This window comes from Paraburkholderia strydomiana (assembly GCF_046030495.1).
GTDB lineage: Bacteria > Pseudomonadota > Gammaproteobacteria > Burkholderiales > Burkholderiaceae > Paraburkholderia > Paraburkholderia strydomiana_A.
In genome coordinates this window covers 244,270-260,771 of record NZ_JAQQCJ010000005.1, presented here as the reverse complement: position 1 = coordinate 260,771, position 16,502 = coordinate 244,270, and the positions used below count along the sequence as shown (strand labels likewise).

At 64.6% G+C, this 16,502-nt stretch carries 14 protein-coding genes; 4 read left to right on the top strand and 10 right to left on the bottom strand.

The genetic code is table 11. The features are described 5' to 3' along the window. Positions 1-72: 72 nt before the first annotated feature. From PQQ53_RS09690 to PQQ53_RS09680, 3 genes are read right to left on the bottom strand one after another with little or no spacing between them, the layout of a single operon-like run. Positions 73-963 carry a transglutaminase family protein gene (locus tag PQQ53_RS09690; protein WP_408323859.1) on the bottom strand — a complete coding sequence of 297 codons (891 nt, stop codon included), beginning with the start codon at positions 961-963 and terminating at the stop codon, positions 73-75. Continuing rightward, positions 960-3,608 carry a circularly permuted type 2 ATP-grasp protein gene (locus tag PQQ53_RS09685; RefSeq protein WP_408323857.1) on the bottom strand — a complete coding sequence of 883 codons (2,649 nt, stop codon included), beginning with the start codon at positions 3,606-3,608 and terminating at the stop codon, positions 960-962. The genes PQQ53_RS09690 and PQQ53_RS09685 overlap by 4 nt, the downstream gene beginning before the upstream one ends. 28 nt (positions 3,609-3,636) lie before the next feature. After that, the gene (locus PQQ53_RS09680; RefSeq protein WP_408323855.1) at positions 3,637-7,122 is read right to left on the bottom strand and encodes a transglutaminase family protein; all 3,486 of its coding nucleotides are present in this window, start codon (positions 7,120-7,122) and stop codon (positions 3,637-3,639) included. 332 nt (positions 7,123-7,454) lie between these two features. Here PQQ53_RS09680 and PQQ53_RS09675 point away from each other — a divergent pair, with 332 nt between their 5' ends. Next, a complete protein-coding gene (locus PQQ53_RS09675) occupies positions 7,455-8,528 on the top strand; it encodes a zinc-binding metallopeptidase family protein (RefSeq protein ID WP_408323853.1) in 1,074 nt (357 codons plus the stop codon). On the opposite strand, the gene PQQ53_RS09670 is transcribed toward PQQ53_RS09675, so the two are convergent. From PQQ53_RS09670 to PQQ53_RS09660, 3 genes are all read right to left on the bottom strand, one after another. Next, positions 8,522-9,793 carry a DUF3443 domain-containing protein gene (locus PQQ53_RS09670; protein ID WP_408323852.1) on the bottom strand — a complete coding sequence of 424 codons (1,272 nt, stop codon included), beginning with the start codon at positions 9,791-9,793 and terminating at the stop codon, positions 8,522-8,524. The genes PQQ53_RS09675 and PQQ53_RS09670 overlap by 7 nt on opposite strands. A gap of 11 nt (positions 9,794-9,804) precedes the next feature. Then, entirely contained in the window at positions 9,805-10,254 is a 450-nt protein-coding gene (locus tag PQQ53_RS09665; protein WP_408139554.1) for a DUF2844 domain-containing protein, read from the bottom strand. Positions 10,255-10,827: 573 nt separating this feature from the next. After that, a complete protein-coding gene (locus tag PQQ53_RS09660) occupies positions 10,828-11,250 on the bottom strand; it encodes a phasin family protein (RefSeq protein WP_408139180.1) in 423 nt (140 codons plus the stop codon). 366 nt (positions 11,251-11,616) lie between these two features. Between PQQ53_RS09660 and PQQ53_RS09655 the strand changes: the two genes are divergently transcribed. Further along, entirely contained in the window at positions 11,617-12,069 is a 453-nt protein-coding gene (locus PQQ53_RS09655) for a hypothetical protein (protein WP_408139182.1), read from the top strand. A 152-nt stretch (positions 12,070-12,221) separates the two neighbouring features. Here the strand turns inward: PQQ53_RS09655 and PQQ53_RS09650 are convergent, their stop codons facing one another. Then, on the bottom strand, positions 12,222-12,569 hold the full coding sequence (locus PQQ53_RS09650) for a hypothetical protein (RefSeq protein WP_408323850.1): 348 nt from the start codon (positions 12,567-12,569) through the stop codon (positions 12,222-12,224). A 159-nt stretch (positions 12,570-12,728) separates the two neighbouring features. Here PQQ53_RS09650 and PQQ53_RS09645 point away from each other — a divergent pair, with 159 nt between their 5' ends. Beyond that, positions 12,729-13,496: a DUF4410 domain-containing protein gene (locus PQQ53_RS09645; RefSeq protein ID WP_408323849.1), complete on the top strand. Its 768-nt coding sequence runs from the start codon at positions 12,729-12,731 to the stop codon at positions 13,494-13,496. A gap of 94 nt (positions 13,497-13,590) precedes the next feature. On the opposite strand, the gene PQQ53_RS09640 is transcribed toward PQQ53_RS09645, so the two are convergent. Together PQQ53_RS09640 and PQQ53_RS09635 are read right to left on the bottom strand one after the other, a co-directional pair. Then, the gene (locus PQQ53_RS09640; protein ID WP_408151940.1) at positions 13,591-14,268 is read right to left on the bottom strand and encodes a dihydrofolate reductase family protein; all 678 of its coding nucleotides are present in this window, start codon (positions 14,266-14,268) and stop codon (positions 13,591-13,593) included. Positions 14,269-14,444: 176 nt separating this feature from the next. Further along, entirely contained in the window at positions 14,445-15,545 is a 1,101-nt protein-coding gene (locus tag PQQ53_RS09635; RefSeq protein WP_408151939.1) for an NADH:flavin oxidoreductase/NADH oxidase, read from the bottom strand. An 87-nt stretch (positions 15,546-15,632) separates the two neighbouring features. Here PQQ53_RS09635 and PQQ53_RS09630 point away from each other — a divergent pair, with 87 nt between their 5' ends. Then, complete coding sequence (locus PQQ53_RS09630; protein ID WP_408151938.1) at positions 15,633-15,962, top strand: ArsR/SmtB family transcription factor; 330 nt, start codon at positions 15,633-15,635, stop codon at positions 15,960-15,962. Between the two features lie 21 nt (positions 15,963-15,983). Here the strand turns inward: PQQ53_RS09630 and PQQ53_RS09625 are convergent, their stop codons facing one another. Next, positions 15,984-16,415, bottom strand: a complete 432-nt coding sequence (locus tag PQQ53_RS09625; RefSeq protein WP_408139190.1) for a response regulator — start codon at positions 16,413-16,415, stop codon at positions 15,984-15,986. Between the last annotated feature and the right edge of the window lie 87 nt (positions 16,416-16,502).

Here is a 16,502-nt window from a genome sequence, read left to right as displayed (position 1 = left end):
CCCATTGGACGGGAATGAAGAACAAGGGATTTCCCCAGGTCGGCATGAAATGAGTGCAAGGCCCGAGCGCCACTAAAGCGCAATTACCGTCACACCCACTTCCACCTGATGCGCGCCGCCCCCAAGAATCATTCCGCGCAGCAACGACACGTCGCTGTAATCGCGGCCGATCGCGAGCGTCACGTGATCGACATCGGCCAGCACGTCGTTGGTCGGATCGAGATCGATCCAGCCGCTGCCGGGACAATGCACCGACACCCATGCATGCGACGCATCCGCGCCGATCAAACGCGGCTGCCCCGGCGGCGGATCGTTACGCAGATACCCGCTGACATAACGCGCAGGCAATCCCAGCGAGCGCAGACAGCCGATCATCACCTGCGCGAAATCCTGGCATACGCCGCTCTTCAATTCGAACGCGCGCTCGGCGGGTGTATCGAACATCGTCGCCGAAGGCTTGTACGCGAAGTCGTCGTGAATCCGGTGCATCAGATCGATCGCGCCCGCGGCGATCGGCCGTCCCGGCGGAAAGCTCGGCACCGCATAGGCGCGCAGCGACGGCCGCGGCACGATATTCGGCGACGCGAAACAGAATTCCACTTCCGGCCTGAACTGCCCGCCGACGCGAAACTGCAGCGCTTCGGCCACCTCGTCCCATGCGGGCGTGGCGTCGGGATCGAGGTCGGTCCAGCGCGGCGTCAGCGACACCGTCGTTTCGCTGACGAGTTGCAAGCGCTCGTGCGGCGCATCCAGCGCGAAGTACAGCACATCGTTGCCGAACGCATCGACACGGCTGTGCAGATACGACGGTTCGGGTTCGATCCGCGCGCTATGCGAGACCAGCCGCTGCCACGAACAGGCGATCGGCCGGATCGTCGCGAGATGCTGCGCGGTCTCGACATACGTGGAATAAACGTAAGTCGTGCGATGCGAAACGGACAGCACGGTCGGCGCGTGCTTCATGACCACACCTGCGAAGTCACGGTACTCGCGTGACTGAAATAGCGCGCGCTGATCTCATGCGCAGCCGCGCCGACGAACCCGCCGATCTGATCGCAGACCGCCATCAAGTGACGGTAAGCGCCGTTTTCATCCACTTCACACAGCGATTCCAGCGACGGCAAGGAGCTCGCAGGCGGCATCAACTCCGCGAACGGACGATGCCGCACGCTGCCCGCGGCCAGCGCGATCTCGTCGAGCTTCTTGCGCAGACGTTCGTACACGCCGTAGATGCCGCGCGGGTTGGTCGGCTCGATCACCAGCAGGTCGAGCAAGGCCGGCACTTCGAAGCGGCCCGGATAGAGCGAGCGGTACGTGAGCGTACTGTCGAACAGTTGCAGCAGCAGATCGAAACCCGCGGGGGTGGCAAGCTGGCCGTGCTCGGCGATCACACGCAGTAGTGACGTCATCGCCGCCACGCGTTCGATGTGACGCCCCACGAACAGCAAACGCCACGCTTCGTCGCGTGTCATGCGGTCGCCTTGGGCGCCGCTGATCGCCGACAACTGCACCGACAGGCGCTCGAGCGCGTTGACCAGCGTGATGCGGTCGTAACGGTCGTAGCGTTCGCCACGGCCATTCGCGCCGTTGCCGTTGCCGTTGCCGTTGCCACCACCTTGCGCCGCCGCAGCCGGCATCAAGGTCTGCAACACATCGCGGAAGTCGTTGCGCGACGCGAGAATCGTGCGCCAGTGATCGTTCGACAGCCGCCCTCGCACTTCGCCATTCGAGCGCGCCTGGTAGTTCAGATTCTGGCCGATGCTCGCGGCCCCGGTGCTCTCGCTCAGATTCGCGACGAGCGCGCGCTCGAACATTTGCGGCGAATACGGCGCGGACATGTCGCCGGATTGCACGAGGCCACATTGCATCGCGAGTTCGACCAGGGTCGGAAACATCGCGTCGGCATCGTTGCCTTCGAGCGAGCCGAGAATCAGACGCAGCAGCCGCACGTTGTTTTCGGCGCGCTCGCCGTAACGTCCGGCCCAGAACAGATTTTCCGCCGCGCGGCTCGACACCGTGCGATGCTCGCGCGCGAGGTCGGCGGGCTGCATCGGCGAAGGCAGCAGCGTGAAGGTCGAAGTCGGCTGGCTCGACAGCACCCATGTATCGACGCTGCTGCCGCCGTACTGCATCGATACCGTCGCCTGGCGCTCGGCGGCCATCCGCGTGAAGCCGCCCGGCATCACGTGCCAGCCCCCGTTGACATCGGCAATCGCATAGGCGCGCAGCACCGCCGGGCGGCGGCCGATCGTGCCGTCTTCGTAACGCGGCGTACACGAGAAACGCTGCACCTGCTGGATCGTGTACGTGTCCGGCATCGCCTCGATGCGCTCGCGCCACGCCGACAGCGTCTGCTTGCCCTGCTCGATGCCGGGCGGCGCATCGCGCCCGGTCACCGGCCAGGTCGGCACGATGAACGCTTCGTCGAGCCGCGCGAATGCATGCTCGCGCGCCGCCTGTTCGCCGCACCACCAGGTCGCGACGCTCGGCAGCACGAGGTCTTCGCCGAGCAGCACTTCGGCGACGCCCGGCAGAAAACCGTGCAAGGCCGGCGATTCGACAAAGCCCGAACCCGGCACGTTCGACACGATCACGTTGCCCGCGCGCATCACCTGCAGCAGGCCGGGCACGCCGATGCTCGAATCGGCGCGCAGTTCGACCGGGTCGCAGAACGCGTCATCGAGCCGGCGCAGCACGACGTGCACGCGTTCGAGCCCGGCGAGCGTCTTCAGATAGAGCATGTCGTCGCGCACCGTCAGGTCCTTGCCTTCGACCAGCGTGACGCCGAGATAGCGCGCGAGAAACACGTGCTCGAAATAGGTTTCGCTGAACGGCCCCGGCGTGAGCAGCGCGATATGCGGCGACTGCGGTGACTCCGCGGCGCCGGGGTCGTGCCGCATCGTGGACTGCGCCGATTGCGCGAGCGTCGCGATCAGTTGCGAATAGGTCGGCGCGAGGCGGCTCACGCGCATCGAGCGGAACGGCTCGGCGAACAGCGTCGACACGATCAGCCGGTTTTCCAGCGCATAGCCGAGACCCGATGGCGCTTCGGTGCGATGCGCCATGACGGTCCAGTCGCCGTTCGGCGTCCGCGCGAGATCGACCGCGACCACTTGCAGGTACTGGCCGCCGGGCGGCGTGAAGCCCTTGACTGGGCGCAGATAGCCCGGATGCCCGAACACCAGCGCGGGCGGCAGTTGCCCACGTTCGAGCAGGGTTTGCGGCCCATAGATATCGGCGACGATCGCATTGAGCAGATGCGCGCGCTGCGTCACGCCGCGTTCGATGTGCGCCCACTCGTCCTCGCTGATCAGAAACGGCAGCAGGTCGAGCGCCCAGGGACGCGACTCGCCGTTATCCGCATAGACGTTGTAGCTGATGTCGTTGTCGCGAATCTGTTGCGCGACCGACGCGCAGTGATCCTCCAACCGTGCGACGCCGTCCTCGCCAAGCCGCTCGAAGAATTGCCGCCACGGCTCGCGCAGCACGCCCGGTTCGTCGCGCAACTCGTCCCAATGTCCGTCGTAGCCCGGCAGCAGCCGTAACAGGGACGAAGCGTCCGCACGAGCCGCGGACGCTTCGAAGGGAAAAGTCGATTGAAAGGCCAAGATCGTATCGTTCTAAGTATGGGCGGTTTTACCAGTAGCGCAGATCGAGCGTGAACGGAAACTCGAGACTGCGCTGCGGCAGGTCGACCGTGAGCGGCCCCGGCGTATGACCCGACGCGAAGAAGCGTGCGCGCCGCCGGCTTTCCGCCTCATAGGCGTTGACCGGGAAGGTCTGATAGTTGCGCCCGCCCGGATGAGCGACATGATACTGGCATCCGCCGACCGAGCGGCCAGTCCAGGTGTCGACCAGATCGAAAGTGAGCGGCGCGTCCACGCCGATGGTCGGATGCAGCGCCGACGGCTGCGACCACGCGCGAAAGCGCACGCCGGCCACGTATTCGCTGACGCGGCCGGTGGGCTGCAACGGCACCGGCACGCCGTTGACGGTCAGCATATGGCGGTTGCCGTTCAGACCGAGCGCGCGCACTTCGAGCCGCTCCACCGACGAATCCACATAACGCACCGTGCCGCCCGCCGAACCCTCCTCGCCCATCACGTGCCAGGGCTCGAGCGCGCTGCGGATCGTCAGCGCGACGCCGCTCACCGTGGTCTCGCCCACCAGCGGGAAGCGGAATTCGAAGTGCGGCGCGAACCAGCTGCTGTCGAATGCGAAGCCAGCGCGGTTCAGCTCGTCGAGCACGTCGTCGAAATCCATCTTCACGAAGCTGCCGAGCAGGAAGCGGTCGTGCAGCTCGGTGCCCCAGCGCGTGAGGCGCTGCGTGTACGGCTCGCGCCAGAAGCGCGCCACCAGCGCGCGCAACAGCAACTGCTGCACGAGACTCATGCGCGCGTGCGGCGGCATTTCGAAACCGCGCAATTCGAGCAGGCCGAGGCGTCCAGTGGGGCCGTCGGGCGAATAGAGCTTGTCGATGCAGAACTCGGCGCGGTGCGTGTTGCCGGTCACGTCGATCAGGATGTTGCGCAACGAGCGGTCAATCATCCACGCGGGCAGGTTCGCGCTGTCGCGGCCGCCGAGCAGATCGATCTGGCGCTGCAACTCGCGGAATGCGACTTCGAGTTCGTAGACCTGGTCGTTGCGCGCTTCGTCGATGCGCGGCGCCTGACTGGTCGGCCCGATGAAGAGCCCCGAGAACAGATACGACAGCGACGGATGGTTGTGCCAGTACGCGATCAGGCTCGCGAGCAGATCGGGCCGCCGCAGGAACGGACTATCGGCGGGCGTCGCGCCGCCGAGCACGAGGTGATTGCCGCCGCCGGTGCCGGTGTGGCGCCCGTCGGTCATGAACTTCTCGCTGCTCAGATAGCTCTGCGCCGCCGACTCATACAGGTACTCGGTGTGATCGACCAGTTGTTCCCAGTTCGCGGCCGGATGAATGTTCACCTCGATCACGCCGGGGTCCGGCGTGACCTGCAGCATCTTCAGGCGCGCGTCGCGCGGCGGCGGATAGCCTTCGAGCACCACCTGCATCTTCAACTCGGCGGCTGTCGCTTCGACGGCGGCGAGCAGGTCGAGATAGTCGTCGAGTTCGGTGAGCGGCGGCATGAACACATGCAGCAGCGAGCGGCCGCTGCCGAACGCATCCGCTTCGGCTTTCGGACCGGCCGCGCGTTTGGGGTCGCGCGCCTCGACGCAAATCGCCGTACGCAGCGTTTCCTTCGACGACTGCCCGTGCGCCGGCGCCTGCACATCGCCCGGCTGACGCGCGTAGGCGAGCACGCCGCTGCCCGCCATGCCGCTCAGCAGATCGCCCGCCGACAGCGACAACGCGGCCGCGCGCCGCTTCTCGACAAGCGTCGGCGCCTGGCTCGCGTCGCGCTGTTCGTTGTCGTACTGCAAGCGCAATTGCGCGGACGAACGCAACGGCACCGGCGGCGCGAACGGATCGTGCGCGTGCTGATACGGATAGTCGGTCTTCGACACCCACGGCAGCGAGTCGAGCGGCAGCCGGTAGCCCATCGGCGAATCGCCGGGAATCAGATACATGCGTTCGTCGCGGAAGAACCAGCGGCCGCTGACCCACTTCGGCGTTTCGCTCGGCACGTCGCGCTCGCGCGCGAGCGGCAGCACATACCCCGTGGCGCCGCTCAGGCCCGCATCGAACACACGACGCAAGCGCACCCGCTCCAGTTCGTCGTCGAGCCGGGCGTCGAACGGATCGACGTTGACCGGCAAGCGGCGCTCGCGCCACAGGTAGTACCAGACGTCTTCGAAACCGGGCTGGATGCAGTCCGTGTCGAGCGACAGCTTGCCCGCGAGATGGGCGAGAAAGCGTTGCGCGTCGCCCGCGGTGTAGCGGCCAGGCTCGCGTTCATCGGCGAACAGCGCCGGGTTTTGCCAGCAGGGTTCGCCATCGGCGCGCCAGTAGAGCGACATCGCCCACCGCGGCAACTGCTCGCCCGGATACCACTTGCCCTGGCCGATATGCAGGAAGCCGTTCGCGCCGTAACGCGCGCGCAGCTTGTCCATCAACGCGACGGCATAGCCTCGCTTGGTCGGCCCGAGCGCGTCGGTGTTCCATTCGTCGGCGTCACGGTCGCGCACCGACACGAAGGTCGGCTCGCCGCCCATCGTCAGGCGCACGTCCATGTCGGCGAGTTGCTGGTCGACCTGCTCGCCCATCTTCAGCACGTCGCGCCACATCGCTTCGCTATACGGCTTCGTGACGCGCGGCGTCTCCAGCACCCGTTCGATCGACATCGTGTGATCGAACTCGACTTCGGATTCGTCCACCGCGCCCGAGATCGGCGCGGCGCTCCCCGGCTCGGGCGTGCAGGCGACCGGAATATGCCCTTCGCCCGCGAGCAGGCCCGAGGTCGGATCGAAGCCGATCCAGCCCGCGCCCGGCAGATACACTTCGCACCACGCATGCAGGTCGGTGAAGTCGACTTCGGTGCCGCTCGGGCCGTCGATGGATTTGACGTCGGGCGCGAGTTGCAGCAGGTAGCCGGACACGAAGCGCGCCGCCAGCCCCAGTTGCCGCAAGGTCTCCACCAGCAGCCAGCCCGAATCGCGGCACGAGCCCGCGGCGCTCACGAGCGTTTCCTCGGGCGTCTGCACGCCCGGCTCCATCCGGATCAGGTAGCGGATCTCGCGTTGCAGCCGCTGATTCAACGCGACGAGGAAGTCGGCGGTGCCGGTCGGCGTGCGGTCGATGCTCGCGACGAATGCGGCGAAGCGCGGCGTCATCGGACGCTTGATCAGATACGGCGCGAGTTCGAGCGCGAGGCCGGGGTCGTAAGTGAACGGGAACTGCTCGGCCGACGGTTCGAGGAAAAAGTCGAACGGGTTATAAACGGCCATCTCGGCGACCAGGTCCACGGTCACCCTGAACTCGCGCGTCTTCTCAGGAAAGACGAGCCGTGCCTGATAGTTGGCGAACGCGTCCTGCTGCCAGTTGATAAAGTGTTCGGCCGGTTCGACCCGCATCGAATAGGCGAGGATCGGGGTCCGGCAATGCGGCGCAGGCCTGAGCCGCACGACCTGGGGCGACAGCGAAACCAGCCTGTCGTAGCGGTAATGTGTGACGTGATGCAACGCGACGCGTATGGACACACCGGACTCCTGGACGAAGGATGGCAGCCCGCCAAAAAGCAAGCTTCATGCCGTTGATAGAACGAGCGCGACAAGCGTTGTGAACCGCGTGTACTGCTTCAGCACTGCCCCGGCGCACCGGCTGCTGTGAACTTTGCCGCACTGGCCGGCCGTGCGGACCCTCGAACCGCCGGAGGTTGGCCGCTTCTCGCCAGGCCACGCACCAAAGCGGCGCAGCGCCCATGCACGATCATGCACGTAATGTGCGTTAAACCGGTGACGTCTGGCAATTGCGGCATGAAGATTGCGGCAAGCGTTCGCTCACGACTGCCACCCTCACCCAGGCTCGCCCGATGAAAACCTTCCATTGCAATCGCTGCTCGCACCTCGTCTTCTTTGAGAACGTCCGCTGCGAACGTTGCGAGTCCTTGCTCGGCTATGTGCCTGACCTGGCGGAAATCAGCGCGTTCGAAGACGCCGGCGACGGACGCTGGCGCAGCCTGCATCCGGGCGCGGACGGCGCGCTGTTTCGCCAGTGCCACAACTACGCGGTCGAAAACGTCTGCAACTGGATGATCCCCGCCGACTCGCCCGACAGCTTGTGCCGCGCTTGCCAACTGACCCTCACGATCCCCAATCTGGGCGCACCGGAGAACCGGCTCTACTGGTATCGGCTGGAGATGGCCAAGCGCCGCCTGCTCTATACGCTGGCCGAACTCGGCATCGACGTGAAATCGCGTCAGGCGGACCCCGAACATGGCCTCGCGTTCGAATTCCTCGAAGACGGCGGCGACGGCGCGCGCGTGATGACGGGTCATGACAACGGGCTCATCACGCTGAACATCGCCGAGGCCGATGACGCTCACCGCGAAAAAGTGCGCACTGCGATGGGCGAACCGTATCGCACGCTGCTCGGCCATTTCCGTCATGAGACCGGCCACTACTACTTCGACCAACTGGTGCAGAACGACCCGCGCTGGCTCGAACCGTACCGCAAGCTGTTCGGCGACGAGCGCGCCGACTACGGCGAGGCGCTGGACGCGTACTATCGCGACGGCGCGCCGCCCGACTGGCAGGCGTCGTACATCAGCGCGTATGCGACGATGCACCCGTGGGAAGATTGGGCGGAGACGTGGGCGCACTATCTGCTGATCGTCGACGTGCTGGACACGTCGACGTCATACGGCCTCGCGCTGCTGCCCGACGACCCGAGCGAGCCGACGCTCACCGACCGTACGCCGGTCGAGGACGCCAGCTTCGACAATCTGATGAAGCGCTGGTTTCCGCTCACCTATGCGTTGAACAGCCTGAACCGCAGCCTCGGGATGGCCGACGGCTATCCGTTCACGCTGGCCGCACCGGTGGTGGACAAGCTGCGCTTCGTGCATCGGGTGATTGCGCACGCTGGCGACAAGGACGCTCAATAGGCGACATAGGGCCCGGTGCCGCCAGGCGTCGCCTGTTGTTCGACGGCCGCGTACACATTGCGGCCATAGAAGAACGGCAGACCCCAGTCGAAAATCGTCGACGTCACGAAGGCCGGTCCCGCCAATAAAGGCAATGCCGAATCGCCGGCATACGTCTGCGCGATCGACGCGGCATTGCCCACGCTGAAGCTCACCGCGCTCGTCGTGCCGTTCACGCCTTCGATCAGCGCACTCAACTGCTGGGTCGACGCCGGGCAGTAGTACGCGCTGTTCGGAATCGGGCAAGCCGCCATCGCGCTGGTCTGGAAGAAGAGTCCGGTCGAGCCGCTGTCCAGAATGCTGTGTGAATACGTGATGCCGTTCTGCACCGTCGTGAACGTGCCGTTCGACGGACTCACGCCGATCACCTGCGCACTGCCGAGCGCATTGTTGGCCTGCGTGCCGATGCCGAACACCAGTTGCCCGGACACCGACGGCGCGCCGCCGGAGACCGTCGGCAGGCTCAGCATCGAACCGTTGTTGTCGGTCGCAAAGTACGGCACCGGATTGGCCACCTGAAATGCTTCGGCAAGCGGAATCGACGTGCAGGGCAGGCTCTGGCAGGCGTAGTACGTGCCGGCCAGCGCCTGCGCCACGCAGTTCGCGCCGCAGTCGTGCTTGAACACGCCGATGCCGAGAATCCCGTTGGCCTGCAAGGTGCCCGGCGTGTTGCGCGAGGCGCCGAGGTTCGCGCAGTCGGCGGGCAACGTCGGGTAGTTCGGGTCGATCACCTGGATCGGCAGCGAGGCGGCTTTTTCGCCGGCGATCTGCAGATCGGCGAGCCGCACCGAGCCCCACGTGTAGCCGTCGAAGAACTGCATGCATTCGGCGACCAGATTACCCGACGCGTCCTTCTGCTGCGGCAGGTTCATCGACGCGGGCAGTTGCGAGGCGAACACCCGCACGCCCCATGAGCCGGTATCGACCAGCACGTGATCGATGGTCTGACATTCGCTCGTACCCGGCGCGCACAGCGTGATGCTGACGAACGGCATGTTGGGCACGTTGCTCACGCCGGCGTCGACCGTCACGCGCACTGCGTTCGCGGCAAGCACTTGCGGCGCGGGCGAGGTATTGGTCACGGTCGGACCACCGGTCGAACTGCTGGAATTGGCCGTGGTGCTCGCGCCGCCGGAGCCGCCGCCTCCGCCGCCGCCGCACGCGGTGACGAGCAACGCAAGCAGCGCCGCGCACAACAGGGTCATCCACGAAGACATGTGACGCATGATCGGCTCCGTTATTGAATGACGCCGACGTCGACGCCCGCGGGCACCGCCTGCGGCAAATACGCATGGCCGGAGAACGCGCGCAGATGGCCGCCGGAGTAAATCACCAGGTCGCTGTTCGACACCGCGAGCGGCGTGCCGCGCCGGGTTGCCGTGGCGGCGACGTATGCGTCGAACGACGCGCCCAGCATCGACTTCAGATCGGGCAGCGTCGGGCCCTCCCACGCGATGCCGAACACGATGCCGTTGCGCCCGACGTACTCGCGCACCTGCGTGCCGGACGGCATCGTCAGCAAATGGACCGAATAGGCGCTCTGCGTGGTGGCCGCGCGAGCGACCGCGCGCAGGTGTATCTGATCGCTATCGACAGTGCTGACGTTCTGGCCGAGCGTGGCGTGCGCGGCAAAAGACAGCGCGCAGCTCGCCCCGAACATTGCGCGGGCAATGCGGGTGTGGAGCATCGGTTTCACGAGATTTCCTTCGAGGTGAAACGCTCGTGACCCGGCACTCGCCGATCACAAACGTGAAACTAGGGGGCGCACTTCCGACCGGTGGTGCCAGTGTGGCCTTCACGCCGGTCGGGCTGCGTGAATGCGTCTACGGAGCGACTGGATGAAACTTGAGCGATGACGGCACCCGGCGCCAATCGTTTGCGCGGCAATTTAAACCTTTAGGGCACGGGACACCGTTCAGCGCCGTTTGATCGTTAAGGACACGATGACCGTGGGACGGCCCTCCCACGGTCATTTTTACATTGCGTCCTGCTTAAAGCGAACACAGGCGACCAAAGATCGGCGAGCATCAGAAAAATGTTCACGCAGGCCGCATCAAACAGTTCGATGTAAATACCCGCTGAAAACAGCGGGCTTCAGCACCGCTTTCCTCTGACAAGAAACACGGGGAGCGGCGTATTCCCAGGACGAAAGCCCACCACAAAAAAAAGACCGCGAATGGCGCGGCGGCCAATAGCGGTCCATATTCAATCGACGGGATGCATCGCGCTCGAATCAGATGATTCGACGCGACAGCGCCCGCTATTTTTTCTGCTGCAGGAGCGACTTCAGTTCCTGCACATTCTCTTCTACGCGTTTTGCGATGACCGCATACGACTCGGCTTGCGTCTGATACGCGGCTTGCGCGAGTTGCTGCATATCGGCCAGCGACTTGTGCAGGCTCTGCTGGATCAGCTCGGCGGTTTTCGTGGAAGGCGCTGCGCCGCCTGCCGACAACTGACCCGTCAGCGACTGCAGTTCGGTCAGGGTCGTGCGCAGCATGTCGGCCTGCTTCTGCGCCAGCGATTGCATGCCCTGGAAGGCCGTCTGATTCGCCTGAACCAGCGCCTCCATGTCCTTGCGTCGCGCTTCCATGATAGCGGGGACATCGAAGCCGGGGAGCTTGAACTGCTCCAGCATTTTGGTGAAATCGCCAAATGGATTGGCGGCGTCAGGTCGGTCCATTCGAAATCCTCCTTAGCGGTTTGAGTACTCGCCGGCAGTGCAGGCGCGGCATGTTGCACCGACGCGCGCACCGACAGGCACGTGTGCCGCGCGACCCACGATCCGCCGAAGCTTGCCGGATCTGGGGTCGGACGGCGCATCGATCAATCATGCGCCATCCGGCCACATTGCGCCAGCCGACACTCACCCTGGCTCGCCGCCGGCTTCTCTCCGCTTTGTCGATTTCGACTGGCCCGCATCGCGGCGCATGCAAGGCTTGGTAAGTTACATGTCGGCTTCAGTAACCCTACGAAACGGCATGTCGACTATCGTTGCTCCTACACCGGCGCACTGTGGCGCCGGCTCTGTCTCAATGGGAGCGACATCATGAAAAAAACCATTTTCAGCGCGGCGCTGGCCGCCGTTCTGACCGTGTCCGCGACAGCGGCGCTCGCCCAGGAAACGGCCCCGCCCTCGCCCGCGCAGATGCACGGCGAACCGCAGCGCGGCGACGGTCCGCCTTCGCATGGCGCGATGGGTCCGATGATGGGTCCGAGGGGCCCCGGTTTTGCGGTGATCAACGATCTGGAGCAGTTGCGCCGTCTGTATGCGCTGAGCGGCCATCCGGGTGAGATCGTCGCGGTGTATCACGAGGTGCTCGGCAAAACGCAGGACCCGATGCTGCGGCATTACATCTACGATTCGCTGGCTCGCGAACAGTTGAAGCCCGCGAATCCCGAGCAGGCGATTGCAACGTTGCGCACCAGTTTGTCGGAGGATCTCGCCGCGGCGAGCAAGGCACCGCATGGTGCGCCGGGGATGCCGGGACAGGCGCAGTAATTCCGCTGTAGCGGGAGCCTTTTATGCGCGAAGCGGCAACTCGCCGCCTACGTGGAAGAGCTCCCGCCGATCCACAATGCGCTCGTCTGGCATGCAACGTTAGCTGTCCCACACTCCCGCGTCAGTGTCACTTTTCATCTTCCATCAGGTGATTAGGATAAGAGCACTGAAACGCTCGCGTGTGGTGAAGAATGCGATACCCGATGAATCTGGTAGTTGCGGCCATCCTGCTTGTGCTGGTCCTGTGTTGCATCATCAAGCTGGCGCTGAACTGATGCCCGATTCTCGCGGTACATCCCGCGCCATTTCACGATTTCACATTGCACGCGAATAACGCCGTTCCCGGCACGTCCGCATTTGTCCCGCTTCGGTTCCGCTTCGGTTCCACTTCGCTTCAACACCGCATCGGCACCGCCGTCGGCACCGCGCGCGTCGCCGCCTTTTCGCATGACATCGCTCGAAATAATTGCTGAATGGAGTTCGGCAGGCGACTCGACCATACTTCGTTCGCTGCCGGTGCGTACGAAACAAGGACGCATGAGATCAAGAGTGTTTCACGTGCGAATACGTTTCGCCGATGATCAACGATCCTACGGTTGCCCGATCATCGGCTGATACGTTCGAAGCTACCGGCACCGCGTGCCGAAGACAGGATGAACATGTTGACTTCAGTGAATTTCCTCAGAAAGAACGCCACCCGTCTGGTCTGCGTGGCGATGCTCGGCTGCACCGCGTTGCTGACCGGGTGCGCCGGCGGCGGCATCAGAAACACGAGTGAAGCGAGCGTGCAGTCGCAAGTACGGCCGGACACGATTTACGTGTACGCCTTCGACGCCGATCCAAACCAGGTCAAGCTCGACAGCGGCATGCTGCAGAAACTGAAGACGCACCTCAGCGGTTCGTCCGATGCACAGAAGCAGGTCGCCGATGCGGACGAAGTGCGTGAACAGGTCGCCAACGAAATCGTGCAGCAACTGCAGTCGATGGGTCTGCACGCGGTTCGCTCGGATGCCCCCGCCCCGGCCGACCAGAACGTGCTGCTCGTGCAAGGCAGCTTCGATACGATCGACTCGGGCAATCGCCGCCGTCGCACGATGATCGGCCTCGGTGCAGGCAAGAGTCAGGTGAGCAGCACGGTGCAGATTCTGTACAAACCCGCGGGCGGCGCGCCGCGTCTGGTACAGCGCTTCGATGCCGATGCGGACAGCGGCAAGGCGCCGGGCGTCGCCGAAACCGCCGGGGTGGGCGCGGCGGCCGGCAGCATCGCGACCACGGCGGCACTGGGTGGCGGTTTGCACGCCGTATCCGAAACCAAACGGGCTGGCGTGTCAGCGGACGCGAAGCGACTCGCCGATGCGGTGGCGAAACAGATCGCACAGATCGGCGTGAGCGGCGGGTGGATGTCGACGCAACACATGAAGGGCTGATGACTCGCCATTGAATCCCAGCGGCAGAACCGGGTACAGACAAAACGCAGCGCGGCAGCGTGGAGCAAAACTCCACGCTGCCGCGCGTTGTCGTTCATGCCTTCGTATAGCGCAGCCACACTGCGTCGTGCCCGGCTTTCTCCACCGACGTCAGCTTCAGATATGCGGGTGCCCGCCACTTGTCCATCGGGACTTCGAACGAAGAAGGATGCTCGCTGCGGCCATCCACCAGCGGCAGAATCAGCACGCTGACCTCGTCGACGAGACCGGCGTTCACGAACGCGCCGCTCACATGCGAACCGCCTTCGACAATCAGCTTCTTCACGCCGAGCTCGCGCGCCAGGGTCTGCACCACTTTGTCGAGATCGATCCCGCGCTTGCCGCCGAACGCGTACGACACGCCGATCGATTGCAGATAAGCGAGGTAGTCGTCGGCGACCTCTTCGGTCAGTACCTCGACCACATGCGACTTGAGCGCCGTGTTGCTCTTCCATGCGACACGTCCTTGCGGATCGATCGAGATCGCGTACTGCGCCGCGTTGCGTTCGACGAAATGATCCGTGCGAGGCAGCGCGCTCTTCGCGAGCCCCTTCGGATAATCGGCACCGTGGGAGATTTCCTGCATGGTCACGCGCCCGCAGATCCAGCCGTCGGCTTCGAAGCCGGCCGCGGTGGTCTCGTAGAGGTCGCTGGCGAAGTCGAGATGCCAGCCGTCCGTGAGACTGCGGCCGTCCAGCGACGACATCATGTGAGCGACGATGTAAGGTTTCATAGGAGGAGCCTCCGTGGTGGTCTATGAGTGGAGGTTCCAGCAAGGGCCGTTCCGCTCGCCGTGCATGACCGCGTCGAAGGTCAAACCCGCATGGCGCAAAAAAAGCGCCGTTCACCCGCCACATTCGGCAGCGGGCAAACGGCGCTCATCAGCACCACCGACTTCAGTTCAAACGCTTACGACGCGACCGCGTAACGCTCGAGCCAATGCGCGTACGGCGCGGGCAACGTCCACGACGCGCGCTCGATGCCGAGCTTGCGCGCCGCATGATACGGCCAGTGCGGATCGGCCAGATGCGCGCGGCCGACCATCACCAGGTCGAGCTGTTCGTTCGCGACCGAGCGGTCCGCGAGTTCCGGCGTATCGATTCCCCATGCCGACGAAACCGGAATACCGGCTTCGCGGCGCACGCGCTCCGCGATCGGCGCGAGAAATGCGGGCGCCCACGGGATCGCCGCTGTCGGCGTGGAGAAACCCACGCTGACGCTCAGCATGTCGAGCCCTTCGCGCTTGAAATTCTTCGCGAGTTCGATCGACTCCGCGAGCGTTTCCTCGTCGCGGCCGTCGTATTCGATCACGCCGAAACGCGCGGTCAACGGCAGATGCTCGGGCCAGACCTTGCGCACCGCAGCCAGCGTTTCCAGCAGGAAGCGGCTGCGGTTTTCCAGGCTGCCGCCGTATGCGTCGTCGCGTTGATTCGAATGCGTCGAGAAGAAGCTCTGGCCAAGATAGCCGTGCGCGAAGTGCAGTTCGAGCCATTCGAAGCCCGCGTCGCGGGCGCGCTTCGCGGCGCCGACGAAATCTTCGCGCACCCGTGCGATGTCGTCGAGCGTCATCGCTTGCGGCACTTTCGGCAGGTGCGCGCCGAACGCGATCGCCGACGGCGCGATGGTCTGCCAGCCGCGGCTGTCGCCGGCGGCGATGTGGTCGTCGCCCTCCCACGGACGGTTCGCACTGGCTTTGCGGCCCGCGTGACCGATCTGGATGCCCGGCACCGAGCCGGCCGCCTTGATCGACGCCACCACCGGCGCGAAAGCCTGCGCCTGCTCGTCGTTCCAGATGCCGGCGCAGCCCGGCGTGATCCGGCCTTCCGGCGAGACGGCCGTCGCCTCGACGATCACCAGCCCCGCGCCGCCGCGCGCCAGACCGGCGAGGTGCACGCGGTGCCAGTCGTTGATCAGGCCGTCTTCGGCGGTGTACTGGCACATCGGCGGAATGGCGATACGGTTGCGCAAGGACACGTCCTTGAGCTTGTAGGGCTGAAACAATGCGGACATCAGGCTAAACTCCACTAGATAAACTTGTACGGTAGTTCGATAAACATCGAACTATGGAGTATCGCAGAAACCTCTACTATTTGCAGAATGCGCACTTATACCCACCCTGCCGCCGAGGACTTCACGCTCGGGCGGCTGTTTCATGCTTTGAGCGACCCGGTTCGCCTCGAAATTGTCCGGCGGCTATCCACTGTGGACGAAGCCACCTGCGGCGAACTCGACGGCGGCCGGCCGAAGTCGAGCGTGTCCCATCATTTCCGGATCCTGCGCGAGGCGGGGCTGGTACGCACACGCGTGGCCGGCACCGTGCATCAGAATTCGCTGCGTAGAGCGGAACTGGACGCTCGCTTTCCGGGTTTGATGGAGGCGATTGTTCGGCAGATCATTGCCGAGCCGGTGATAGGGGAACCGGCTTAAGGACAACCGCCGCAAGCCGCCTTATTCGCGCCACAGCCTGCGCATCAGCGCAAGCAAGGCGGTGGGCGCCGTGCCTTTTTGACAATAGCCGTCGAAATTGTGACGTGCCCTGCCGGTTTCCTTGACGTGATCCTCGTCGAGCGACGTGAACGCGACGATGCCGAGACTTTGCGTCGGCAGATAGCTGCGCAGCGCGCTGGCCGTTTCGTAGCCGTCACGCTCGGGCATCATGATGTCGAGCACGACGACGTCCGGCACCCAGTCCCGCACACAGCGAAGCGCATCCGCGCAACTGACGGCGGCACGGGCTTCCACGCCTTCGTAGGAGAGATAGGTAGCGAGCGCTTCGGCCGCGCCGGCGTTGTCATCGACGACGAGGACACGCGGCACTTCGTGCAATACCCGGATTTCGCGGGCGCTCCACCTTTGGCAAGTAGACAGGGTTCGAGACATGTAGGGCACGTGCGAGAAAAACATCAACGCCCAGCAAACCGCATACCAAGGCGGCAGCAGATGCTTCGACGGGTCAAATCAGGCGAA